Annotated in this window: 15 protein-coding genes, 2 tRNA genes and 1 pseudogene; 12 read left to right on the forward strand and 6 right to left on the reverse strand. The window is 59.9% G+C overall.

Translation table 11 applies throughout. The features are described from left to right. Positions 1 to 132 precede the first annotated feature (132 nt). The gene (gene dctP, locus AC2A6O_RS27805) at positions 133 to 1,155 is read right to left on the reverse strand and encodes a TRAP transporter substrate-binding protein DctP (RefSeq protein WP_148585911.1); all 1,023 of its coding nucleotides are present in this window, start codon (positions 1,153 to 1,155) and stop codon (positions 133 to 135) included. A gap of 132 nt (positions 1,156 to 1,287) precedes the next feature. On the opposite strand from dctP, the gene AC2A6O_RS27810 reads away from it, so the two are divergent. Beyond that, positions 1,288 to 2,013: a GntR family transcriptional regulator gene (locus AC2A6O_RS27810; protein ID WP_498931998.1), complete on the forward strand. Its 726-nt coding sequence runs from the start codon at positions 1,288 to 1,290 to the stop codon at positions 2,011 to 2,013. Positions 2,014 to 2,052: 39 nt separating this feature from the next. Here AC2A6O_RS27810 and AC2A6O_RS27815 read toward each other — a convergent pair whose 3' ends face one another. After that, on the reverse strand, positions 2,053 to 2,640 hold the full coding sequence (locus AC2A6O_RS27815) for a TetR/AcrR family transcriptional regulator (RefSeq protein ID WP_498931999.1): 588 nt from the start codon (positions 2,638 to 2,640) through the stop codon (positions 2,053 to 2,055). 86 nt (positions 2,641 to 2,726) lie between these two features. Here AC2A6O_RS27815 and AC2A6O_RS27820 point away from each other — a divergent pair, with 86 nt between their 5' ends. The 3 genes from AC2A6O_RS27820 (at position 2,727) to metK (ending at position 6,958) form a co-directional block, all read left to right on the forward strand. After that, positions 2,727 to 3,530 carry a crotonase/enoyl-CoA hydratase family protein gene (locus tag AC2A6O_RS27820; RefSeq protein ID WP_498932000.1) on the forward strand — a complete coding sequence of 268 codons (804 nt, stop codon included), beginning with the start codon at positions 2,727 to 2,729 and terminating at the stop codon, positions 3,528 to 3,530. Positions 3,531 to 3,994: 464 nt separating this feature from the next. Further along, the gene (locus tag AC2A6O_RS27825) at positions 3,995 to 5,686 is read left to right on the forward strand and encodes a glycine/sarcosine N-methyltransferase (protein ID WP_498932001.1); all 1,692 of its coding nucleotides are present in this window, start codon (positions 3,995 to 3,997) and stop codon (positions 5,684 to 5,686) included. An 84-nt stretch (positions 5,687 to 5,770) separates the two neighbouring features. Beyond that, on the forward strand, positions 5,771 to 6,958 hold the full coding sequence (gene metK, locus AC2A6O_RS27830) for a methionine adenosyltransferase (RefSeq protein ID WP_498932002.1): 1,188 nt from the start codon (positions 5,771 to 5,773) through the stop codon (positions 6,956 to 6,958). Positions 6,959 to 7,028: 70 nt separating this feature from the next. Here the strand turns inward: metK and AC2A6O_RS27835 are convergent. After that, a pseudogene (locus AC2A6O_RS27835) lies at positions 7,029 to 7,325 on the reverse strand (Rossmann-fold NAD(P)-binding domain-containing protein); the annotation flags it as partial. A gap of 179 nt (positions 7,326 to 7,504) precedes the next feature. Further along, positions 7,505 to 7,954, reverse strand: a complete 450-nt coding sequence (locus AC2A6O_RS27840; protein ID WP_498932003.1) for a ketosteroid isomerase-related protein — start codon at positions 7,952 to 7,954, stop codon at positions 7,505 to 7,507. A 369-nt stretch (positions 7,955 to 8,323) separates the two neighbouring features. Here AC2A6O_RS27840 and AC2A6O_RS27845 point away from each other — a divergent pair. The 8 genes from AC2A6O_RS27845 (at position 8,324) to AC2A6O_RS27880 (ending at position 14,886) form a co-directional block, all read left to right on the forward strand. Then, positions 8,324 to 8,396, forward strand: a tRNA-Thr gene (locus AC2A6O_RS27845). Beyond that, positions 8,397 to 8,472, forward strand: a tRNA-Leu gene (locus tag AC2A6O_RS27850). 388 nt (positions 8,473 to 8,860) lie between these two features. Then, on the forward strand, positions 8,861 to 10,018 hold the full coding sequence (locus AC2A6O_RS27855; protein WP_498932004.1) for a slipin family protein: 1,158 nt from the start codon (positions 8,861 to 8,863) through the stop codon (positions 10,016 to 10,018). A 192-nt stretch (positions 10,019 to 10,210) separates the two neighbouring features. Next, the gene (locus AC2A6O_RS27860) at positions 10,211 to 10,762 is read left to right on the forward strand and encodes an RNA 2'-phosphotransferase (protein ID WP_498932005.1); all 552 of its coding nucleotides are present in this window, start codon (positions 10,211 to 10,213) and stop codon (positions 10,760 to 10,762) included. Positions 10,763 to 10,937: 175 nt separating this feature from the next. Then, positions 10,938 to 12,407, forward strand: a complete 1,470-nt coding sequence (locus AC2A6O_RS27865; protein ID WP_498932006.1) for an MFS transporter — start codon at positions 10,938 to 10,940, stop codon at positions 12,405 to 12,407. A 130-nt stretch (positions 12,408 to 12,537) separates the two neighbouring features. Then, complete coding sequence (locus AC2A6O_RS27870; protein ID WP_498932007.1) at positions 12,538 to 12,687, forward strand: hypothetical protein; 150 nt, start codon at positions 12,538 to 12,540, stop codon at positions 12,685 to 12,687. A 99-nt stretch (positions 12,688 to 12,786) separates the two neighbouring features. Next, on the forward strand, positions 12,787 to 13,845 hold the full coding sequence (locus AC2A6O_RS27875) for a PAAR domain-containing protein (RefSeq protein WP_498932008.1): 1,059 nt from the start codon (positions 12,787 to 12,789) through the stop codon (positions 13,843 to 13,845). A 57-nt stretch (positions 13,846 to 13,902) separates the two neighbouring features. Beyond that, positions 13,903 to 14,886, forward strand: coding sequence for a hypothetical protein (locus AC2A6O_RS27880; protein WP_148585900.1), 984 nt, complete (start codon positions 13,903 to 13,905; stop codon positions 14,884 to 14,886). Between the two features lie 21 nt (positions 14,887 to 14,907). Here the strand turns inward: AC2A6O_RS27880 and AC2A6O_RS27885 are convergent, their stop codons facing one another. Together AC2A6O_RS27885 and rpoD are read right to left on the reverse strand one after the other, a co-directional pair. Then, on the reverse strand, positions 14,908 to 16,233 hold the full coding sequence (locus AC2A6O_RS27885) for a DUF930 domain-containing protein (protein ID WP_498932009.1): 1,326 nt from the start codon (positions 16,231 to 16,233) through the stop codon (positions 14,908 to 14,910). 106 nt (positions 16,234 to 16,339) lie between these two features. Beyond that, positions 16,340 to 18,325 carry an RNA polymerase sigma factor RpoD gene (gene rpoD / locus AC2A6O_RS27890; protein WP_148585898.1) on the reverse strand — a complete coding sequence of 662 codons (1,986 nt, stop codon included), beginning with the start codon at positions 18,323 to 18,325 and terminating at the stop codon, positions 16,340 to 16,342. Positions 18,326 to 18,691: the final 366 nt, after the last annotated feature.

Consider the following 18,691-nt stretch of genomic DNA (forward strand, 5'->3'; position numbering starts at 1 on the left):
TGTGGGCAAACCTTGAACGGCGGCCCCGGCGCTGGGCTTCACAGCTGTGTCCAGCCCAACACCCTGGCAGCGAACCCCGGCGCCCTCACCTCACCGGAAGCAAGGCAGGGGCACGCGGTTCTGCGACACGCCTCAGTTTTTGAAGAGACCGATCCCGGTCATGTAGGAGATGTTCGCGTCCAGAGCTTCCTTGGCAAGGTCGGACTTCTGAGCGTAGGCCTCCCACTCCTTGCGGGCGATCTCACGCAGTTGGTCGCGATCTTCCTGGGCCCAGTTGATCACTTCGATCTTCTCGCCCTCACTGTCTCTGGCGGCGAGTTCCTTGTCCTTCTTGTCGACTTCCGCCGCCATTGCGAACATGGCGTCATACCACCAGTCGCGCAGAGCTTTCTGGTCTTCCGCACTCAGCGCATCCCACTTTGCCTTGTTGATGGTGAACTGCATCGACGGCATGGAATGGATGCCCGGATAAAGCGGGTATGGCGCTACGTCATGGAGACCGGTTGCGTCATTGTTGACATAAGCCGAGGCATCGGCGGCATCGACAATGCCTTTTTCCAGCGCGCCATAGACCTCGGAGAAGGGAATGGAAACCGGCGATGCACCAGCAGCCTGAAAGACTGCCGCAGCCAGCCCTTCCGGCGAGCGGATCTTCTTGCCGGCCAGATCTTCGAATGTGCGGATCGGCACACGGGCCGGCAGCGCCTCACGGGAATAAGGGCCGCAAGCCACAACCTGCACTTCACCACCGGTGACGGCATCGGCGGCCTTCTGCATCACGGCTTCGCCGCCGCCATCCTTGCAGAAGCCAAGCATCTGCTGCGGCGTGTCATAGCCGGAAATGAGATCGCCCATGATGGCATACGCCGGCTCACGGCCCGCGAAGTAGTTTACGGACGTAAAGTCGCCGTCCAGAACGCCAGCGGCAACCGCATCGGGTGTTTCCCTTGCCGGAACCACGGACCCGTTCGGCGTCAACTGGATTTCGACACGGCCGTCGGTCATTTCCTTGATCTTCGGCAGCCAGTTTTCCGTCAGATACTGGGTGGAAAAGTCCCCTGCATTGAATGAGGTCTGAATGCTGAAGGTCTCTGCCTGCGCGATTGTTGCGATGACGGAGACCGAAGCTGCCAGGGCAGCGGCGGTGAATTTCATGGTGTCCTCCACTCGATTGCGCGGGGAACTCCTCCTCCCGCTATCTGATGCATTAATATATTAGTGCATTTCTTGCAAGTGTGTTCTATCTTCTGCCGAGAGGAATCGTGCGTTCGAACAAGAGGATCAGCGATGAAGGCGGAACTGGATCAGATGCTAAATGACCCGGGCAAGGTGTCAGACACCGGTGGCGGAGAACGAATTCGCCGCATCTCCGTCAGTCAGCAAATCCAGGAATCGCTGCGCGCCCGGATCATCTCGCTGGAGCTCAAGCCCGGCCTCAGCCTGTCGCGGACGGACCTCGCCTCGCACTATGGCGTCAGCCAGACACCCGTGCGCGACGCCATGATGAAGCTTGAAGAAGAGGGATTGCTGACCATCTATCCGCAATCCAAGACCGAAGTGTCGAAGATCGATGTCGACCACGCCCGCGAAACCCAGTTCCTGCGCCTGTCGCTGGAGCTGGAAGTGACCCGAACCCTGGCAAAACAGGAAGACAAATCGTCCATCGCACCGGCGCGACAACTCCTCCGGCTTCAGGAAACAGCCCTTGCCGAAGGCGATCTCAGCCTCTTTGCCACTTTCGACAAACAGTTTCACCTGTCCCTGTTCAAGGCCGTCGGGCTTTCCAGCCTGTCTCAGCTCGTTGCGTCGCGCTCGGGCCACATCGACCGCTTGCGCAACCTCAACCTGCCGGATCCCGGCAAACCGGCCAGCATCCTGCGGTACCACGCGTTGATTCTCGAAGGCATGGAAACAAGCGACGAACCGGCAACGGAAGCCGCAGTGCGCGAACATCTGTCGGGTACCCTGAAGCAGGTCGACCAGATCGTCGCCAGAAACCCGAAATTCTTCTGAGGTGTTACCTCATAAATGAAGATGAAACGGCGCCGACCTTCAGGTGGCCTGACTGGCCCTTGCCGACGCCACCAGGGCCCGCGCTGCCTCTCCCGCAGCTTCCGCATATGCCGGATCGCGGTGAACCAGAATCGTTGAAAACGCGCCATCCATCAGCAAAACGATATGCCTGGCAAGGTCCGGCGCGCTACCAATACCCGCGGCCTCGAATTCTTCCCTCATCCAGGTCTCGAATTTCTTCTTGTGCCCGGCTCCGACCTTCATCGCCGGGTGCCCGGGCATATTGGCAAGTTCCGCCGCCGTGCGAAGAAAACCGCACCCCTTCCACTTCGGATGCCTTGCAGAGACCGCTATCTGCCGGAAGATCGCCTGAACCTTATCCGGAAGCTCACCTTCGGCCTCACCGAACCATTTGCGGAACTGTTTGAGGTTCGGCTGATCGCGCGACGCCAGATAGGCTTCAATCAGGTCGTCCTTGCTCTTGAAATGATAGTAGACCGTCTTTTTGGTGATGCCCGCCTTTTCCGCGATCGTATCGAGACTGACGGCACGAATCCCCTCTGCGTAGAAGAGCTTGTTGGCAGCGGTCAGGATCCGCTCTCTGGCTGTCTCGGCAGGCTTGTTCATCCACCAAGTATACTCTCCAGTGAATATACTTCAATGCTCCTCACCGCTAGCGTCCTCCTATCGACATCAAACCAAGGACACAGCCCATGACCACTCCCGTTCTTCTGGACCGCCATGGCCCGATCGCACTTCTGACGATCAACCGGCCGGAAAAACTGAATGCACTCGATTACGCAACGAACGACCTCCTTCTGGCTCATCTGAACGAGCTGGAACCGGACGACGGCGTTGGTGCTGTCGTCATCACCGGCGCAGGCAGGCGCGCCTTTTCGGCCGGCGGAGACATTCACGAATTCTCGCGCAGCATTGCAGACGGCATAGAGGCCGCGGTACGTGACTTCTGCCAGCGGGGGCAGCGCATGACCGCCCGTTTGGAAGATTATCCCAAACCGGTCATTGCCGCGGTCAACGGTCTGGCTTACGGCGGCGGCTGCGAGATTACCGAAGCGGTCCATCTTGCCGTTGCCTGCGAAAGCGCGCTGTTTGCCAAACCGGAAATCAATATTGGCATCCCGCCAACCTTCGGCGGCACCCAGCGCCTGCCACGCCTGGCAGGCCGCAAGCGGGCCCTGGAGTTGCTTCTGACCGGCGACAGTTTCTCCGCAGCAAGAGCGCTTGATATTGGTCTGGTCAATCAGGTTGTCGCCGACGGCAGGGAACTGGACGCAGCCTTCGCCCTGGCAAAGCGCATCCTGCGACACTCTCCCCTCGCCGCTTCCAGGATCCTGACCGCTGTCACACGCGGCCTGAATACGACCATCACAGAAGGCCTGCGGATCGAACAGGAACAGTTTGCCCGCATGGCAGCCACGCGGGACGTTCACGAGGGTCTCACAGCCTGGATCGAGCGGCGCATGCCGGACTATCAAGGTGCTGAGGCCAAGCAGTAAAACCGATATGCACGCATGACGGGCGCCGCCCGAATTCATGTCAAAAAAGTTTTACTAAAAAAATATCTGACTGATTACAAAAGTTTAGCGGGCAGCCTTTGGTCTAATCCCCATTATTCCGGCACCGGCTGTTGTAATGAACCCGTTGTTTGTTAATGTTCCGCCATCCAATGACTGAAAGGCGCGCGCCGCTTCCACAGCGGATGGACCGGGCACCAGACAGCTCGCCGTCCGCATCTGCAGCACTCCTTAGCTGCCTTGTGCGCCTTCCAGAAAAGTCCGGCATCCGACCTTTTGCGCAACGGGTCGGCAAAATTCCGTCCAGTGCACCTCGCACCACCTGCCGGGCTTGAAGCAGAACATTTCCGACGCTCGCTGCCCGACTCCCGGGCGGCGCCTGAGCGCGTGCACGTTGCGGCCTGTTCCGTGCGGCATCGCTCGACCTCAAAAAGGAGACGATATCCATGAAGGCTGAACAGCTGGCCCTCAATGCCGAATTGCAACTGGACGAGCAGGCTTATGGCCAGGATCCGATTGCAAACCGGGAGACCGATCTCTATCGCGGCGAATACATCATGTCGTTCGTGGAAAAGTGGGACGAGTTGATCGACTGGGACGCCCGGGCAGACAGCGAGGGACAGTTCTTCATGGACGTGCTGCGTGCACGCGGCAAGGAAACCGTTCTCGATGTCGCCACCGGGACGGGCTTTCATTCGGTGCGCCTGACCCGTGCCGGTTTCAACGTCACATCGGCAGACGGCTCCGCCGCCATGCTGGCGAAGGCCTTCCAGAACGGCCAGAAACGCGGCATGATCCTGAAAACCGTTCAGGCCGACTGGCGTTGGCTCAACCGGGACATTCAGGGCAAATACGACGCCATCATCTGTCTTGGCAATTCCTTCACCCACCTTCACGACGAACTGGATCGCCGCCGCGCGCTTGCCGAGTTCTATGCCGCACTCAAACATGACGGGATCCTGATCATCGATCAGCGCAACTACGATGCGATGCTCGACCATGGCTTTTCGAACAAGCACAAATACTACTACGCCGGCGAGAAGGTGAAGGCCGAACCGATCCACATGGACGACGGCCTCGCCCGGTTCAAATACAGCTTTCCCGATGGCGCCGAGTACACGCTCAACATGTGCCCCATCCGCAAGAACTACATGCGCCGCCTCCTGTCGGAAGCAGGCTTCGAACGGGTCCGCACCTATGGGGACTTCCAGGAAACCTTTGCCGAAGACGATCCGGACTTCTTCATCCACATTGCCGAAAAATCCAGCCTGCAACTGGTGCGCTGGGGTGGTGCGCGGCCTGAAGACGGCTCCAGGGACATCCGCGAGGTCGCAGAAAGCTACTATGACAGTGACGACGCCGACACCTTCTACAGCCTTGTCTGGGGCGGTCAGGACCTGCACATCGGCCTTTATGACACCACCAGCAACATCCGCGAAGCCTCGGATCTGACCATCGACGAGATGGCCGGCATGCTGCCGAACCTCGGCAAGGACGCCAAGGTTCTCGACATTGGCTCCGGCTATGGCGGCGCCATGCGCAAGCTGGTCAAGGCCAGTGGTTGCAGCGCTGTTTGCCTGAACATCTCCGATGTCCAGAACGACACCAACCGGCACCGCAATATTCAGCAAGGCTTCAAGGACAGGATCCGGGTCGAGCACGGCGTTTTCGAGGATATCCCGGAAGAGCCGGAAAGCTTCGAAATCGTCTGGAGCCAGGATGCGATCCTGCACTCCGACCAGCGCCACAAGGTGCTTCAGGAAGTCTACCGGGTTCTCAAGCCGGGCGGCTACTTCATCTTCACCGACCCGATGCAGGCAGACGATGCCGATCCGAATGCGCTTCAGCCGGTTTATGACCGCCTGCAGCTCAACAGCCTGGGGTCGATGCGCTTCTACCGTGAGACGGCCGAAACCCTCGGCTTTGAGACCGTCGAACAACGGGACATGACGCAGCAGCTGCGCAATCACTATTTCCGGGTACGTGAGGAGCTGCTCTCCAACTACGACAAGCTGCGCAACGAAGGCGCATCGGCAGACTATCTCGACAAGATGGCGCTCGGTCTCATGAACTGGGTCAACGCTGCGGACGACGGGCAACTCGCCTGGGGCATCCAGCTTTTCCGCAAGCCTGCCTGATCCCCTTCCTTCCTTCCCTGCCCGGCGCGTCAAGGCTGCACCGGGCAGCACTTCCCTTTCAAAAAAAACGACGAGGAGCGCACAATGACGCAAAGATCCTGGCTATTCACCAGCGAATCCGTCTCCGAGGGACACCCGGACAAGGTCTGTGACCGGATTTCCGACACCATTCTGGACGCTTTCCTGGAACAGGACCCTGACGCACGCGTTGCCTGCGAAACGCTGACCACCACCAATCACGTCACCATCGCGGGCGAAGTTCGCGGGCCCGATCAGGTCATGGACAACGTGGAGAATCTGGTGCGTGAAGCCGTGCGCGATATTGGCTATGAACAGGAAGGCTTCCACTGGGAAACGCTGGAAGTGATCAACCGCCTGCATCGCCAGTCGGCGGACATCGCCATGGGTGTCGATGAAGGCGACAAGGGCGAGGAAGGTGCCGGCGACCAGGGCATCATGTTCGGTTACGCCTGCAACGAGACCGAAGAGCTGATGCCGGCGCCGATCCTGCTGTCGCACAAGATCCTGCGCACCATGGCCGAAGCCCGGAAGTCCGGCCGCGAGCCGCGCCTTGGTCCGGATTCCAAGAGCCAGGTGACGCTTCGCTATGAAAACGGCCGTCCGACCGGCATCGATGCCGTCGTCGTTTCCACCCAGCACGGCGAAAACGTCAGCCAGGAAGACGTGCGCGAAGCGGTCCTGCCCTTCATCCTGCACGCCCTGCCCGTCGGCTGGTCCGTTCCCGACAACCGGATCTTCATCAACCCGACAGGCCGTTTCGTGATCGGTGGACCGGATGGTGATGCCGGCCTCACCGGCCGCAAGATCATCGTCGACACTTATGGCGGCGCAGCTCCGCATGGCGGTGGTGCCTTTTCCGGCAAGGATCCGACCAAGGTTGATCGGTCGGCTGCCTATGCCTCGCGGTACCTTGCCAAGAACGTGGTCGCTGCCGGCCTTGCCGACAAATGCCTGATCCAGCTCGCCTATGCCATCGGCATGCCGGAGCCGGTCGCCGTCTATGTCGACACGCAGGGCACCGGCAAGGTGGATGAAGTCGCGCTCGGCAAGACCTTGCGCGAGATGGTGCGCCTGACGCCGCGCGGCATTCGCGAGCGGCTTGGCCTGTCGAAGCCGATCTACGCCCGCACCGCTGCTTACGGCCACTTCGGCCGCGCACCGGAAGAAGACGGCGGTTTCGGCTGGGAGAGAACCGATCTTGCCGACGAACTCGCCCGGCACTTCGGTGCCCGTGCGGATGCGGCTGAATAAACGACCAAAGCAATACCGGCGCGGCAATCGCCGCGCCGGGTATTCGTCCGGTTTTGTGTGACGCCTGGCCTCAGAACCTTTCCACGCTCGGTCGCAACTCAAGCTCGGATGTCCACGCGCTTTTGTCCTGACGCGAGATCTCCAGGTACGTCCGCGCGATCGCATCCGGATGGAGGGTCTTGTCCGGGTCGTTATAGGGCGCACCGCGATCCGGATTGTAGATCCCTCCGTCGATAACGAAATGAACCACGTGGATGTTCTGCGGCGACAGTTCCCGGGCCAGGGACTGGCACAAGCCGCGCAGGGCGAATTTGCCCATGGCGAAGGGGGCCAATTTCGGGAAGCCCTTGATGCCGGCGGCAGCACCGCGCGTGTCAGATGCATCACGCCATAGACATTGGCGTCGAACAGATCCTGTGCGTCGCAATCACCAGCGATCGTCCGTTCAGGCACAAAAAAGCTCTCCGCGAACGCCCCCGGAGAGCTGACTGTTCACCTGTTATTTTGGCCTGTCCGGCGCCGTTGAAGTGGCACCAAGGCTACGGCTCAGACCTCTTCTGACACCGTTTCTTCGCCGTTCTCCACCCCATCCGAAACCTGGTCGATCCAGTCTTGCAGGTTGTAATAGGTGGTGATGCGGGCAATCTGGCCGTCACGGATCTCGAAGAAGCTCCCCGCCGGCAGCTTGTAGGTCTGACCGTTCGCGGGCGGCAGGTCGTTGTCGCTGCCGATATAGCTGCCATGAACGATGAACTCGGCGGCGGCCCGTGTGCCGTCCTCGTTGACGAACAGCTCGATATCGCTGAGACGCTCCTTGTAGCAGCGTGTCATGTGAACGTTGAAGGACCAGAATTTGTCCTTACCGACACGGCGCTCGCCCTGGTTGACGTCATGAATCAGATCGTCAGTTACAAGGCTCTCCATTTTCTTGGTATCGCCGGCATTGAAAGCGGCGAAATAGGTGTCGATCAGAAACCGGGACTGTTTGTTGGGCATAGGTCCTCGCAAGGGCGGAAACTCAATCTGGCCGGGAGTGTGCCTCCGCCGCCTGACCGGCGCAAGAGGCAGACAGAATTGCGGTTTACGGTTCTTCACCGAAACCACTTGAAACCAAACAAAGTCCTTTTCCCGAGCCCGCTTTGCCTCCAAAGGGAAAGTTGCCTAAATGCAACATACTGCACCTCAATAGCAACACTTATCTCCAAGCGTAAAATTGACTGTTGCATCGAGCCCTGATCTCGCAGTATCAACTCCTCGCCGGTCACTGACCCGACACAGACATCAACGGTTAGGCCATTTTCGCCACCCGCATGATCAGGCCCTGCCCACTCATGTACGGATGCTGTTCTGGTGGACCAGGCACCATCACATGTAGCTCAGCGGTTAGAGCGTCAGGCAAGTTGCCTGGAAGTCACAGGTTCGACTCCTGTCTTGTGAATTTTGGATAGCCAACTGGTAAAGGCACCGGATTTAGTTTCCGCTAGACGGGGGTTCGAATCCCTCTCCAAAAGCCACGGCCTCAAACGCCGAACTGGCCTTCCACGCCAGCAGCTCTGCAAGCTGTTCCATAAGGGGCCTGAAGAGGTCTTGCGAACGCGGACCGAGCGTCTTTTGCCTTCGGGCGAAAGTGCCTAACCGCCGACGCCAGGTCGCTTCGCCCGGCCTTTGGCAAAGGCTCCGCCGCGGCTTTGCCGGAACCGCCTGTTCTCGAACGGGTGGAACCCGCGTTGCCGCCGCGCCGCCCTCTGGCCAAGGGCCCGTGGGGAGACCTCGTGCTCTCTTCAGGTCTCATGATTTCGCCCCGGTTGCCTCATGACGAGCGGCCGGTTTTCTCAACCTCCAACCATCTTCAACACCGGAAAGGACAACCAAGTGCCTTAGCGCTATGGAAGGATTATCGAAATGACGACTTTTCTCGACAAGATCCGCGGGCGAACCCGCGTAGTGATTTCTGAAACGGAACGGGCTCTCCACATCTGCAAGGGAGAGCTTCAGGGTATTCTCGGACCGGGAGAACACAGCCTCAAGAATGGCGGTGGCACACTGGTGGTCGAGCGCCAGTCCATAACGGCGATGCCTCAGTTCCGGTCGACCTACGAGAAGGCGCTCTTCGATAAGCTTCCGCAAGTTGCCGAAGAGCACCTGACCGTTATCCGGACCGGACCGGGGGAAGTGGCCGTTGTGGAACGCGACAACCGCATCCACACCGTGCTTGGCCCGGACGAGCGGCTTGTCCTGTGGACGGATGCCGGCCCGTGGACCTTCGAGGTCATCGACACGGCTGCCGACCCGGCCCTCACGCCGAAGCTCATGCGCCGGCTCGGGGATGCCCGGCAGACGCAGCAGTTCGTGATCGTGCCGGTGAGCGACGGTAGCGTTGCCCTGCTCTTCATGGATGGGGTGCTCACCAAGGTGCTTGAAGCCGGCGTGCATGCCTTCTGGAAGGCAGGCCGGACCGTGACGCAGAAGGTCATAGACCTCAAGCGTCAGGCCCTTGACGTCACCGGTCAGGAAGTCCTGACCCTCGACCGCGTCACCATCCGGATCAACCTCTCCGCGGACTACCGCGTGGTCGATCCGGTGAAGGCCGCAACCGAGGTGAAGGACTTCACCGACACGCTTTACCGGGCCTTGCAGCTTGTGTTCCGCAAGCAGCTCGGTGCGCTCAAGCTTGACCAGATCCTTGAAAAGAAGGGTGAGGTCAACGCTGAAGCTGCCGAGAAGATCAAGGCCGACATGGCCGAGATTGGTGTCGAGGTCTCCGACATCGTCCTCAAGGATGTGATCCTTCCGGGCGAAATGCGCGAGATCCTCAACAAGGTGGTGACGGCTGAAAAGGAAGCCGAAGCCAACGTGATCCGGCGCCGGGAAGAAACGAACGCAACCCGTTCGCTTCTCAACACGGCAAAGGTCATGGCCGAAAACCCGGTCATGCTTCGGCTCAAGGAGCTCGAAGCGCTCGAAGCGATTGCCGGCAAGGTCGACCGGCTCACGATCCACAACGGAACCGTGGGCCTGATGAACGACATCGTCCGGCTTCGCGACGAAAACGCGGCATAAAACGGAACGGCGCGGGGCACCCTGCGCCGTTTCTGTTTCTGCGCAGCTCTGCAAGCCTTAACCGGTCACGCTGCCCCCATTTGCTGAATGCCTGTCAAACCTCGTCACCGGCAATCACAATTGATGTTGCGTTCCTGCTTTCACCGGGACCGCAGATTTTGAAAAACACCATCCATTTAAAGAAAAAAGACAATGAAAACAGACGCAAAGATCTCAAAACGCCTGTCTTTCTGGCTTAGGCACAAACCGGAAGACGCCGGTTTGGAGCTATCAGACGACGGCTGGACCGACGTTGCCGCTGTCCTGAACGCCTTCAGCACGCTTGGCCTTGAGTGCAACAGGGACCAGCTTGAAAGAGTGGTCGCGACCAACGACAAGAAACGCTTCGAGTTTTCCAACGACGGCAAACGCATCCGAGCGCGCCAGGGCCATTCGGTGGACATTGACCTCGGCCTGACGGCCCTGGCGCCTCCGGAAATCCTGTTCCACGGAACAGCGACCCGCTTTCTGCCGCTCATTCTGGCCGAAGGCCTGAAGCCGATGGCCCGGCACCATGTGCATCTGTCACCGGATCGCGACACCGCGCACAAGGTCGGCAGCCGTCACGGCAAACCTGCCATCCTTCAGGTCGCGGCGGGGGCCATGCAGGCGGACGGGCACCGGTTTTACCGGACAGACAACGGCGTCTGGCTGACGGATGCAGTTCCCACCACCTTCCTGACGATGTCCGAAGGCTCCTCATGAAGGTCTTCTGCTCGAGGGCGGAGCTCCGGGGCACACCGGTTCGCTCGACATGAACCCCGGGGCCTCCACGGCTTCGTCATCACTCAATACCGGCGGTATAATAAAAAAATAAAAAACTTTCTTTATTCCTTCACCTCAAATATAAAAAGAGAATCCTTTCTTTATTGAGGTTCCCATGTCCGTCTCTTCGCCAGCGCATGTGCCTGCCAACAATTCACTCTTCGCGCCGGAACGTCTCACCGGCACTCTTGCGCTTATGCTGGGGGTCGGGTCTCACGCCATCAACGGCTTTGTCACAACCGCGGTCCTGCCGGATATCATCCGGGATCTCGGCGGCCAGGATCGGGCGTTCTGGGTGTTTTCCTCATTCGAGATGATGGCGATCCTGGCAGGTTGCCTCACAGGTGCGGCTAAGGTCCGTTTTGGTGCCAGACATCCTTTCCTGTTGGCGTCCTTTCTGCTGGCCAGCGGCTCGGTTCTGGCCGGGCTGTCGGTTTCCCTGGAAGGGCTGATTGCCGGGCGCGCCCTTCAAGGGTTCGGCGAAGGCATGATCATCGCGCTGTGCTACTCGCTGATCCCTGATCTCTTTCCCAGCAACATTGCCCCGCGTGTCTTTGCCATGCTGGCGGCCGTGTGGGCTGTCGCAGCAGGCATAGGGCCGGTTTCAGCCGGCATCCTGTCCGAACTCTGGTCGTGGCGTGCCGCCTTCCTGATCAACATACCGCTGGTGCTGCTGCTGTTCGTGCTGATGAACAGTGCCCTGCCCGCAAGTGCGGTCCGTCCAGCCCCGTCAAGCGTTTCCAAGGTCAGAAAGTCCCCCGTCCGTCTGCTGGTCCGCCTTGGCCTGCTCGCTGCCAGCATCTTTCTCCTGACCGTTATCGGCGAACTGCATACGGCTCTGCCGCTTGCCCTGACGATCATGGCCGGCCTCGCAACCGCCGCACTTCTTCTGACCTACGATGCTGCCAGCCCGCAGCGTCTCTTCCCGCGTGATGCTTTCCGGGCACACACCCTCATCGGCCTCGGCACCTGGATCGTGTTCCTGATCTCCGCAGCCGCTGCCGTGCGCGCAGTCTTCGTGACAACGGTGGGCCAGGTCTACTGGGGGCTCAGCGTAACGCAGGCAAGCTATGTTGCCGCCGGTCTCGCCTTCTCCTGGTCGACTTTCGCCTTCATCTCCTCTCGCGCGCCCTCGCGCCAGCGCGAGCTGACCTATCTGACGATGGGGCCCTTTCTGATCGCCGGCGGTTTGACCCTGACCGCAGTTGCCATAACGACCGCTTCCCTGCCTTTGTTTGCACTCGCCGCGGTGGTGGCCGGTGCGGGGCATGGGCTGTGCAACCAGATCCTGATGCGCTCGCTGATGTATACGGCGGAAGACGAAGACCATAACCTCGTCTCCAGCATCCTGCCGACGATCTCCTCCGCCGGCATTGCCATCGGCGGAGGCCTCACCGGCTTGATCGCCATCGTCACCGGCCTCGTGGCGCCCGGGTCGGAGGAGCTGTTGACCCGGGAAGCCGTTGCCCGGTCAGGTGCCTCGATCTTCTACATCAATGCCTGTCTGACACTGATTCCAGCCCTGGCCATGCTGGTTCTGCGCCAGCGTCTGATCGCTCGGGAAAGCGTCGCCTCGGAAGAATAGCCTGCAGGGTGCGGCCCCATACATGAAGACGGGATGGCGTGAGACATTGCGAAACCGCATCAGGAAGCGTGCGCTGAGCGGGCTTTATGCCCGATAAAGCAAGCTGACGACACGCGATGGAGCCATCTTCATGTATGAGGCCAAACCCTGGGGCATGAACTTCCGGCGAGCATCGCTGCGCACCTTCCTGACGGAAAACGATTGCCTCACTTCGGCTGAGCCTTGCAAGAACGCAGAACCATTTCGATTTGGTCTGCCCAATGCCTATACGCAGTATTGACAGGGTTAAACAACTTCTGGATGATCTAGAAGTTGTATTTAGACCGGTTTATTTATGCGTTTTCCTGCCGCTCGTCTCACCGACCTGCATACCTGTCCCATGTGTATGGGGGTTCCCGCACCAATCGTCTGGAAGGGTGCCTATACCGTGCTCACCGGCATGCTGCCGCAGGCACGAGTTGGCGACATGTGCGTGTGCGTCGGTCCGCCGCCACCTGTCGGCGGCGATCCTATCATCACGGGCGCCTGGAACGTTCTGGTCGAAGGCAGCCCGGCAGCGCGGATGACCGACCTGACCGCAAAGGCCGGCACAATCATGACAGGCCTGCCGACGGTTCTGATCGGAACGCAAGGTGGTGGCGCTGGCGGAGGTGGAGGCGCAGGCAGCGCTGCCCCACCGGCGAAAAGTCCGCACAAGTTCTCCGCGGGAGCGGAAACAGGTCGCGAGAAACCCTACAAGGAAAGATACAACTCGAAAGGCATTCAGGTTCAGCAGCCAGACACCGAGAAGCTTTCCCTGAAGGACCAGTTGAAAGAGAACGCCGAAGTCAGCGCCGGTTACGAAGATGAGCTGTTCAACAAGGAAAAGGTCTTCTGGGAATCGGAAGGCGGTCATTTCAAGTCCGAGGCGAGCGCGGAGGCGAAACTCGGCATCTCCGGCGACATCAACGGAGACTTTGCCGCTGGAGCTTATGCAACTGCGAAAGTTGCCGTCATCACCGGGAAGGCAGAAGGCAAGACGCTCAACGGGCTGGCCGAGGGCAAGGTGGAAGGCGAAGCCTTGTCCGCGTCAGCCGAAGGCGGTGCCGGTTTCAGAAAATCCGATGATTTTACAGGAGTGGAAGGCAAAATCGGTGGTGAACTCGTTCTGGTGCAAGGCAGTGCCGAAGGCGCCATTAACATCAGCCCCAAAACCCTGTACGACAACACCCTTGGCCCGTTCCTGAGCTGGGCGAGTGGAGATCCGGCAAAACGAACACTCGACAGTGCCTATGACCACGGCTTACGGATCGGAGGCAGGGGCGAAGCCGGCGTAGGGGCCGCAGCCGGGGCCAGCGCGCAGCTCGGCAAGATCGACGGCGTCTATGGCCTGACTGCGGAAGCCAAGGCAGGGGCCGGCCCGATGGCGGGCTTCAAGGTCTTTGTCGGAGTTTATTAGACAGGCCGACCTCCCATCCGGGACCGCCGGCAACAACACCCAAGGGTGACGATCGGAATGACCACAGAGGACTATGTCGCCGCCGAACTGACTGCAATCAGCCAGGCTCCCTTTGCGTTCCAACTGCTGCTTCCAGGAAGCTGGGAAGTGAAGCAGGTCAACGAGCAGCCTCTCACGGCGGACGATCCCACCATCATCGCGGTCTTCGAGCCTCCCGTGGCGGCGAATACGTCCGTCCAGGTGATCGGCATTCTCCTCAACAACGAGATCTCCGCTGCACATTGGCTCGAATACTACTGCTCCCTGTCGTCCTGGCAGGTCGACACACTGGAGCCGATTGATGCCCGACGCGCACGCGCAAGCTGTTTCGTCCGGGCCGAAGGCCATGAACTGCGTGGCCTCGTCACCGTCACGGTGAATGGCGACACGCTGATCCTGATCCAGGCCTTTGTCCCCTCCAGCGAGTTCGCCGCCCTTTCCGACATCGTCAACATGGCCGTCAGGTCGTTCCGCACCGAGCAGGTGAAGCAACCGAATGTGATTGAGGACTGGAGCAGTTTTTCCCTGTTCCAGGACATCGGCTTCTTTTTCCCCGCGTCCTGGCATGTCAACCAGCCGCAATCCGGCCTGGCAGACCGCATGGCCATTGATTTTGCCCGCACCGGTTCAAATGGCGAGATTCTGGGGTTCGCCAGACTGAAGGCCATCAACGCACAGCAGCCGGTCGACCTTGTTGAGGAACTGGGCAAGACCCGGCGCGAGTTCGAAGGCTCCAACATCGTGTTCGACGCTGGCGCAACCTCAAAGACCGTGACACTTGACCCGCCGTTTATCGAAGCCACCGAAGTCACGGTCGGAGCCCGTACCAACGAAGGCGATGACCCGCTGGAATTCACCACCCTTGCGATGAGAACCCCGTCACACGTAATCATAAGCTCCATCCTGGGCCCGGATCGCAAGACGTCGTTCTACAATTGGGCCGTGAATAGGCGCGCCCATGAAATCGCAAACGCGTCCCTGCAATTCAAGAATCAGTCGTAAGCATCACCCGGCAGGCGGGCATCAAAAGCCCGTCAGGCCCCGTTCCAGCCACTGGCTCTGCGGGATCTCCTTGCCGATCTTGAACGAGAACCGCTCCACGCGCGTTACACCGGCATCCGTTTCACAACGGAAAGCAACATCGAACCAGCGCCCGAGACTGCGGAAAGCCGCGATACGCGGTTGCAGCACAGTGCCGCCGCGCGGCCGGAAAGACGGCAGCAACTCAGGCGGCAAGGCACTGACAGAGGCAATCTGTTCCCTGAGTTCGGTCATGCACAAAAGGTTCAGCCGTTGGCCCTCGGTCATGCCGCGCATGGCTGTGCGCGCCTGCGGATCGTCCAGAATATCGCGTGAATAAAGTTCGCGTGCCGCAATCATCCCGGCTGGCGGGCCTTCAGAGCCTCCGGATACCCGGCCCCCGCCGCCCTGGCTGCGCCCCGTAGAGGCCACCGGTTTTGGCGGTTTGGGTGCCGGTGTCTTGTTGGTTGCAATCGGCCCGACAATGCCGAAATCCTCGGCGGGCAGTTCTCCGGTCTCGCTTGTGTCCGTTTCCGCACCGGTTCCCGCGATCTCTGACGGCACAGCGTCCGGCTGGTCGGGTGTTTCGGCAACATCCGACGCTTCGTCCGGTGCTTCGCTGTCATCGGCAGTCTCATCCGGGGTCGTGTCTTCGGGAGCGGTGTCTTCGGCAGCCGTATCCTGCGCTTCCTCGGGAGTATCTTCCTGCGGCGCGTCGGTTTCAGCCGTATTGCTCTCCTGGCCTTCGCCCTCACCTTCCCCTTCACCCGCGTCGGCTTCGCCCGCCTTGGCGTCGTCCGTCTGCGCGTCGGCTTCCGCCTGCTGCTCACCCTCAGCGGTCGCGCTCTCTGCAGACTCCGGCGGCGTTTCCTCTTCCCCTTGCGGGCCCGTGTCTTCTTCGCCGAATTCAGTCACTTCCTGCAGTACGGAAGGCTCTGGCGGAGCTTCCGGCGTCTCGGCAAGGTCTTCCTGCTGGGGAGCAGGTGGCGGTGGTGGAGGCGGTGGCGGCGCTGGAGCTTCTTCAGCCTGTTCCTGTTGCGGCTGATCGGGCTGTTCCGGGGTCTCGACCTCTTCCTGCTCAGGCTGCTCCGGTTCAGGTTGCTGCAACTCGGCAGGAGGTGTCTCTTCCTCCTCCGGCGGCGGAGGCAGCAACTCCACTTCGACAACATCCCTGAGAGGCTCGGTCGTGTACCCCGACACCCCTTCGAGCAGCATCAGGGCCACCAGCGCATGCAGCACTGCGGAGATCGCGAGACCCCACAGGAACAGCCGTCGGTCCGCAGGCTCAGTCCCCACCATGTTCCGGTCCATGTCGGCGGTGATGGCCAATAGAGCGCCCTTAAAGCAAAGTTGCCGGTTGGTTTCTGGTGCGAAGTTTCAAAAAAACCCGGCGTCTCCGCCGGGTTCTTCGATGTTTCAAGCTCTTCCCGGCAGTTTAGCTGTCCAGGAACGAACGCAGCTTGCGAGACCGGCTCGGGTGCTTCAGCTTGCGCAGCGCCTTCGCTTCGATCTGGCGGATACGTTCGCGGGTCACCGAGAACTGCTGCCCAACCTCTTCCAGAGTGTGGTCGGTGTTCATGCCGATGCCGAAGCGCATACGCAGCACGCGCTCCTCACGCGGAGTGAGCGAGGCAAGCACGCGGGTGGTGGTTTCGCGCAGGTTGGACTGGATGGCCGCATCGATGGGCAGAACCGCGTTCTTGTCCTCGATGAAATCGCCCAGGTGCGAATCTTCCTCGTCGCCGATCGGCGTTTCGAGCGAGATCGGTTCCTTGGCGATTTTCAGAACCTTGCGAACCTTTTCCAGCGGCATCTGCAGCTTTTCAGCCAGCTCTTCCGGGGTCGGCTCGCGTCCGATTTCATGCAGCATCTGGCGCGATGTCCGGACGATCTTGTTGATCGTCTCGATCATGTGCACCGGAATACGGATGGTGCGGGCCTGATCGGCAATCGAACGGGTGATCGCCTGCCGGATCCACCACGTCGCATAGGTGGAGAACTTGTAGCCGCGACGGTATTCGAACTTGTCCACCGCCTTCATCAGGCCGATGTTGCCTTCCTGGATCAGATCCAGGAACTGAAGGCCGCGGTTGGTGTATTTCTTCGCGATGGAAATCACGAGACGCAGGTTCGCCTCGACCATTTCCTTCTTCGCGATGCGTGCCTCGCGCTCGCCCTTCTGCACCATCGCAACGATGCGGCGGAATTCAGTGATTTCCAGGCCGGTTTCGGTGGCCAGCGTCTGGATGTCCTGACGCAGCTCGCGAACCGTTTCCTTTTCCTTGGCGATGAAGTTCTTCCAGCCGCGCGTGGAAAGGTTGGCCACCTTGCGCAGCCAGTTCGGATCAAGCTCGGCGCCCTGATACTGCTTCAGGAAGTCCGTGCGGTCGACGTTGTAGCTGTCGGCCAGACGCAACAGACGGCCTTCATACCCCATCAGGCGCTTGTTGATGTCATAGAGCTGGGCAACCAGGGCGTCGATACGGTTCTGGTTGAGCGACAGGCTCTTCACATCAACGATGATGTCTTCTTTCAGCTTCTTGTAGCGGCGCTCCTGGCTAGGCGACAGGGTCTTGTTGGCCAGCTTGTTTTCCACCAGCTGATCCTGCAGGCGGCGAAGCTTCTTGTAGTTGTCGGCGATGTTGTCGAAGGTTTCCAGAACGCCCGGCTTCAGTTCGGCTTCCATGGCGGACAGGGAAACGTTGGACTCGAACTCGTCGTCATCGTCGTCGTCGCCCTCGCCTTCTTCGCTTTCGGTGTCTTCCGACGCACCGCCGGAATTTTCCGAATTGCCTTCACCAGGCGCGACATCGTCATTGGCAACGGCAGGCCCCGCCTTGGCGTCGGGCCCGGCATAGGTTGCTTCCAGATCGATGATGTCACGCAGGAGAACCTGGGCTTCGTTCAACTCGTCGCGCCAGATGATGATGGCCTGGAAGGTGAGCGGGCTTTCACAAAGACCCGCAATCATTGCCTCGCGGCCAGCCTCAATGCGCTTGGCAATCGCGATTTCGCCTTCACGCGACAGCAGTTCCACGGACCCCATCTCGCGCAGATACATGCGCACGGGGTCATCGGTGCGGTCGGCCGGCTCTTTCGTGGTGGTCTTGGCAACCGCTGTGGTGCTTGCCGCCACCAGGTCGCCGCCATCGACCTCTTCAGGCCCTTCTTCGGCTTCGTCGGCCTCAATCACATTGATGCCCATGTCAGACAGCATGGACATTGTGTCTTCGATCTTTTCAGATGACACCTGCGACGAGGGCAGAACTTCGTTCAGTTCGTCATAGGTCACATAGCCGCGCTTCTTGGCGGCTTTTATCATCTTTTTGACAGCGGCATCCGACAGGTCCAGCAGAGGGCCGTCAGGGCCATCCGTGCTCTGCTCCTGAGTGTCGTCTGCTTGTGTCGCTTTGGCTACCATATTGTGCTCCAGTTCGCGGCCGGTCCGGCCACGCCGCGCCCCTTGTTTGGCTTCAACCCAATTCCGCCTCAGCGCGCCAGCAATTGCTGCGGCGGCGTCTGAAAGAATCACTGTTGGTAAGGTTGTAAGCCGTGTCCCTTAAGTCCCAATTAACCGTACACTTTTCGACATTGGCATATTTCAGCATCGACGCAGCACACGGCCTTTTCTGAAGGCATCCGGAAACGAATGCGTAAAAGGTGTTCATTCGGGTTGCAGCTATATTAAGACTTTTGCCGCGAGCAGGCTTGGAAGCTCCGGCGCATGAGGGCTGCAAACGTTCTATTTAGCTCGGCTCACACGATTCGCAAGTGTGATTCGTCACTG

This window comes from Labrenzia sp. ATLA3, from assembly GCF_057180185.1.

Bases quoted from the DNA above. Each gene is read 5' to 3' on its own strand.
- dctP (WP_148585911.1), bottom strand. From the start codon at position 1,155: ATGAAATTCACCGCCGCTGCCCTGGCAGCTTCGGTCTCCGTCATCGCA.
- AC2A6O_RS27810 (WP_498931998.1), top strand. From the start codon at position 1,288: ATGAAGGCGGAACTGGATCAGATGCTAAATGACCCGGGCAAGGTGTCA.
- AC2A6O_RS27815 (WP_498931999.1), bottom strand. From the start codon at position 2,640: ATGAACAAGCCTGCCGAGACAGCCAGAGAGCGGATCCTGACCGCTGCC.
- AC2A6O_RS27820 (WP_498932000.1), top strand. From the start codon at position 2,727: ATGACCACTCCCGTTCTTCTGGACCGCCATGGCCCGATCGCACTTCTG.
- AC2A6O_RS27825 (WP_498932001.1), top strand. From the start codon at position 3,995: ATGAAGGCTGAACAGCTGGCCCTCAATGCCGAATTGCAACTGGACGAG.
- metK (WP_498932002.1), top strand. From the start codon at position 5,771: ATGACGCAAAGATCCTGGCTATTCACCAGCGAATCCGTCTCCGAGGGA.
- AC2A6O_RS27840 (WP_498932003.1), bottom strand. From the start codon at position 7,954: ATGCCCAACAAACAGTCCCGGTTTCTGATCGACACCTATTTCGCCGCT.
- AC2A6O_RS27855 (WP_498932004.1), top strand. From the start codon at position 8,861: ATGACGACTTTTCTCGACAAGATCCGCGGGCGAACCCGCGTAGTGATT.
- AC2A6O_RS27860 (WP_498932005.1), top strand. From the start codon at position 10,211: ATGAAAACAGACGCAAAGATCTCAAAACGCCTGTCTTTCTGGCTTAGG.
- AC2A6O_RS27865 (WP_498932006.1), top strand. From the start codon at position 10,938: ATGTCCGTCTCTTCGCCAGCGCATGTGCCTGCCAACAATTCACTCTTC.
- AC2A6O_RS27870 (WP_498932007.1), top strand. From the start codon at position 12,538: ATGTATGAGGCCAAACCCTGGGGCATGAACTTCCGGCGAGCATCGCTG.
- AC2A6O_RS27875 (WP_498932008.1), top strand. From the start codon at position 12,787: ATGTGTATGGGGGTTCCCGCACCAATCGTCTGGAAGGGTGCCTATACC.
- AC2A6O_RS27880 (WP_148585900.1), top strand. From the start codon at position 13,903: ATGACCACAGAGGACTATGTCGCCGCCGAACTGACTGCAATCAGCCAG.
- rpoD (WP_148585898.1), bottom strand. From the start codon at position 18,325: ATGGTAGCCAAAGCGACACAAGCAGACGACACTCAGGAGCAGAGCACG.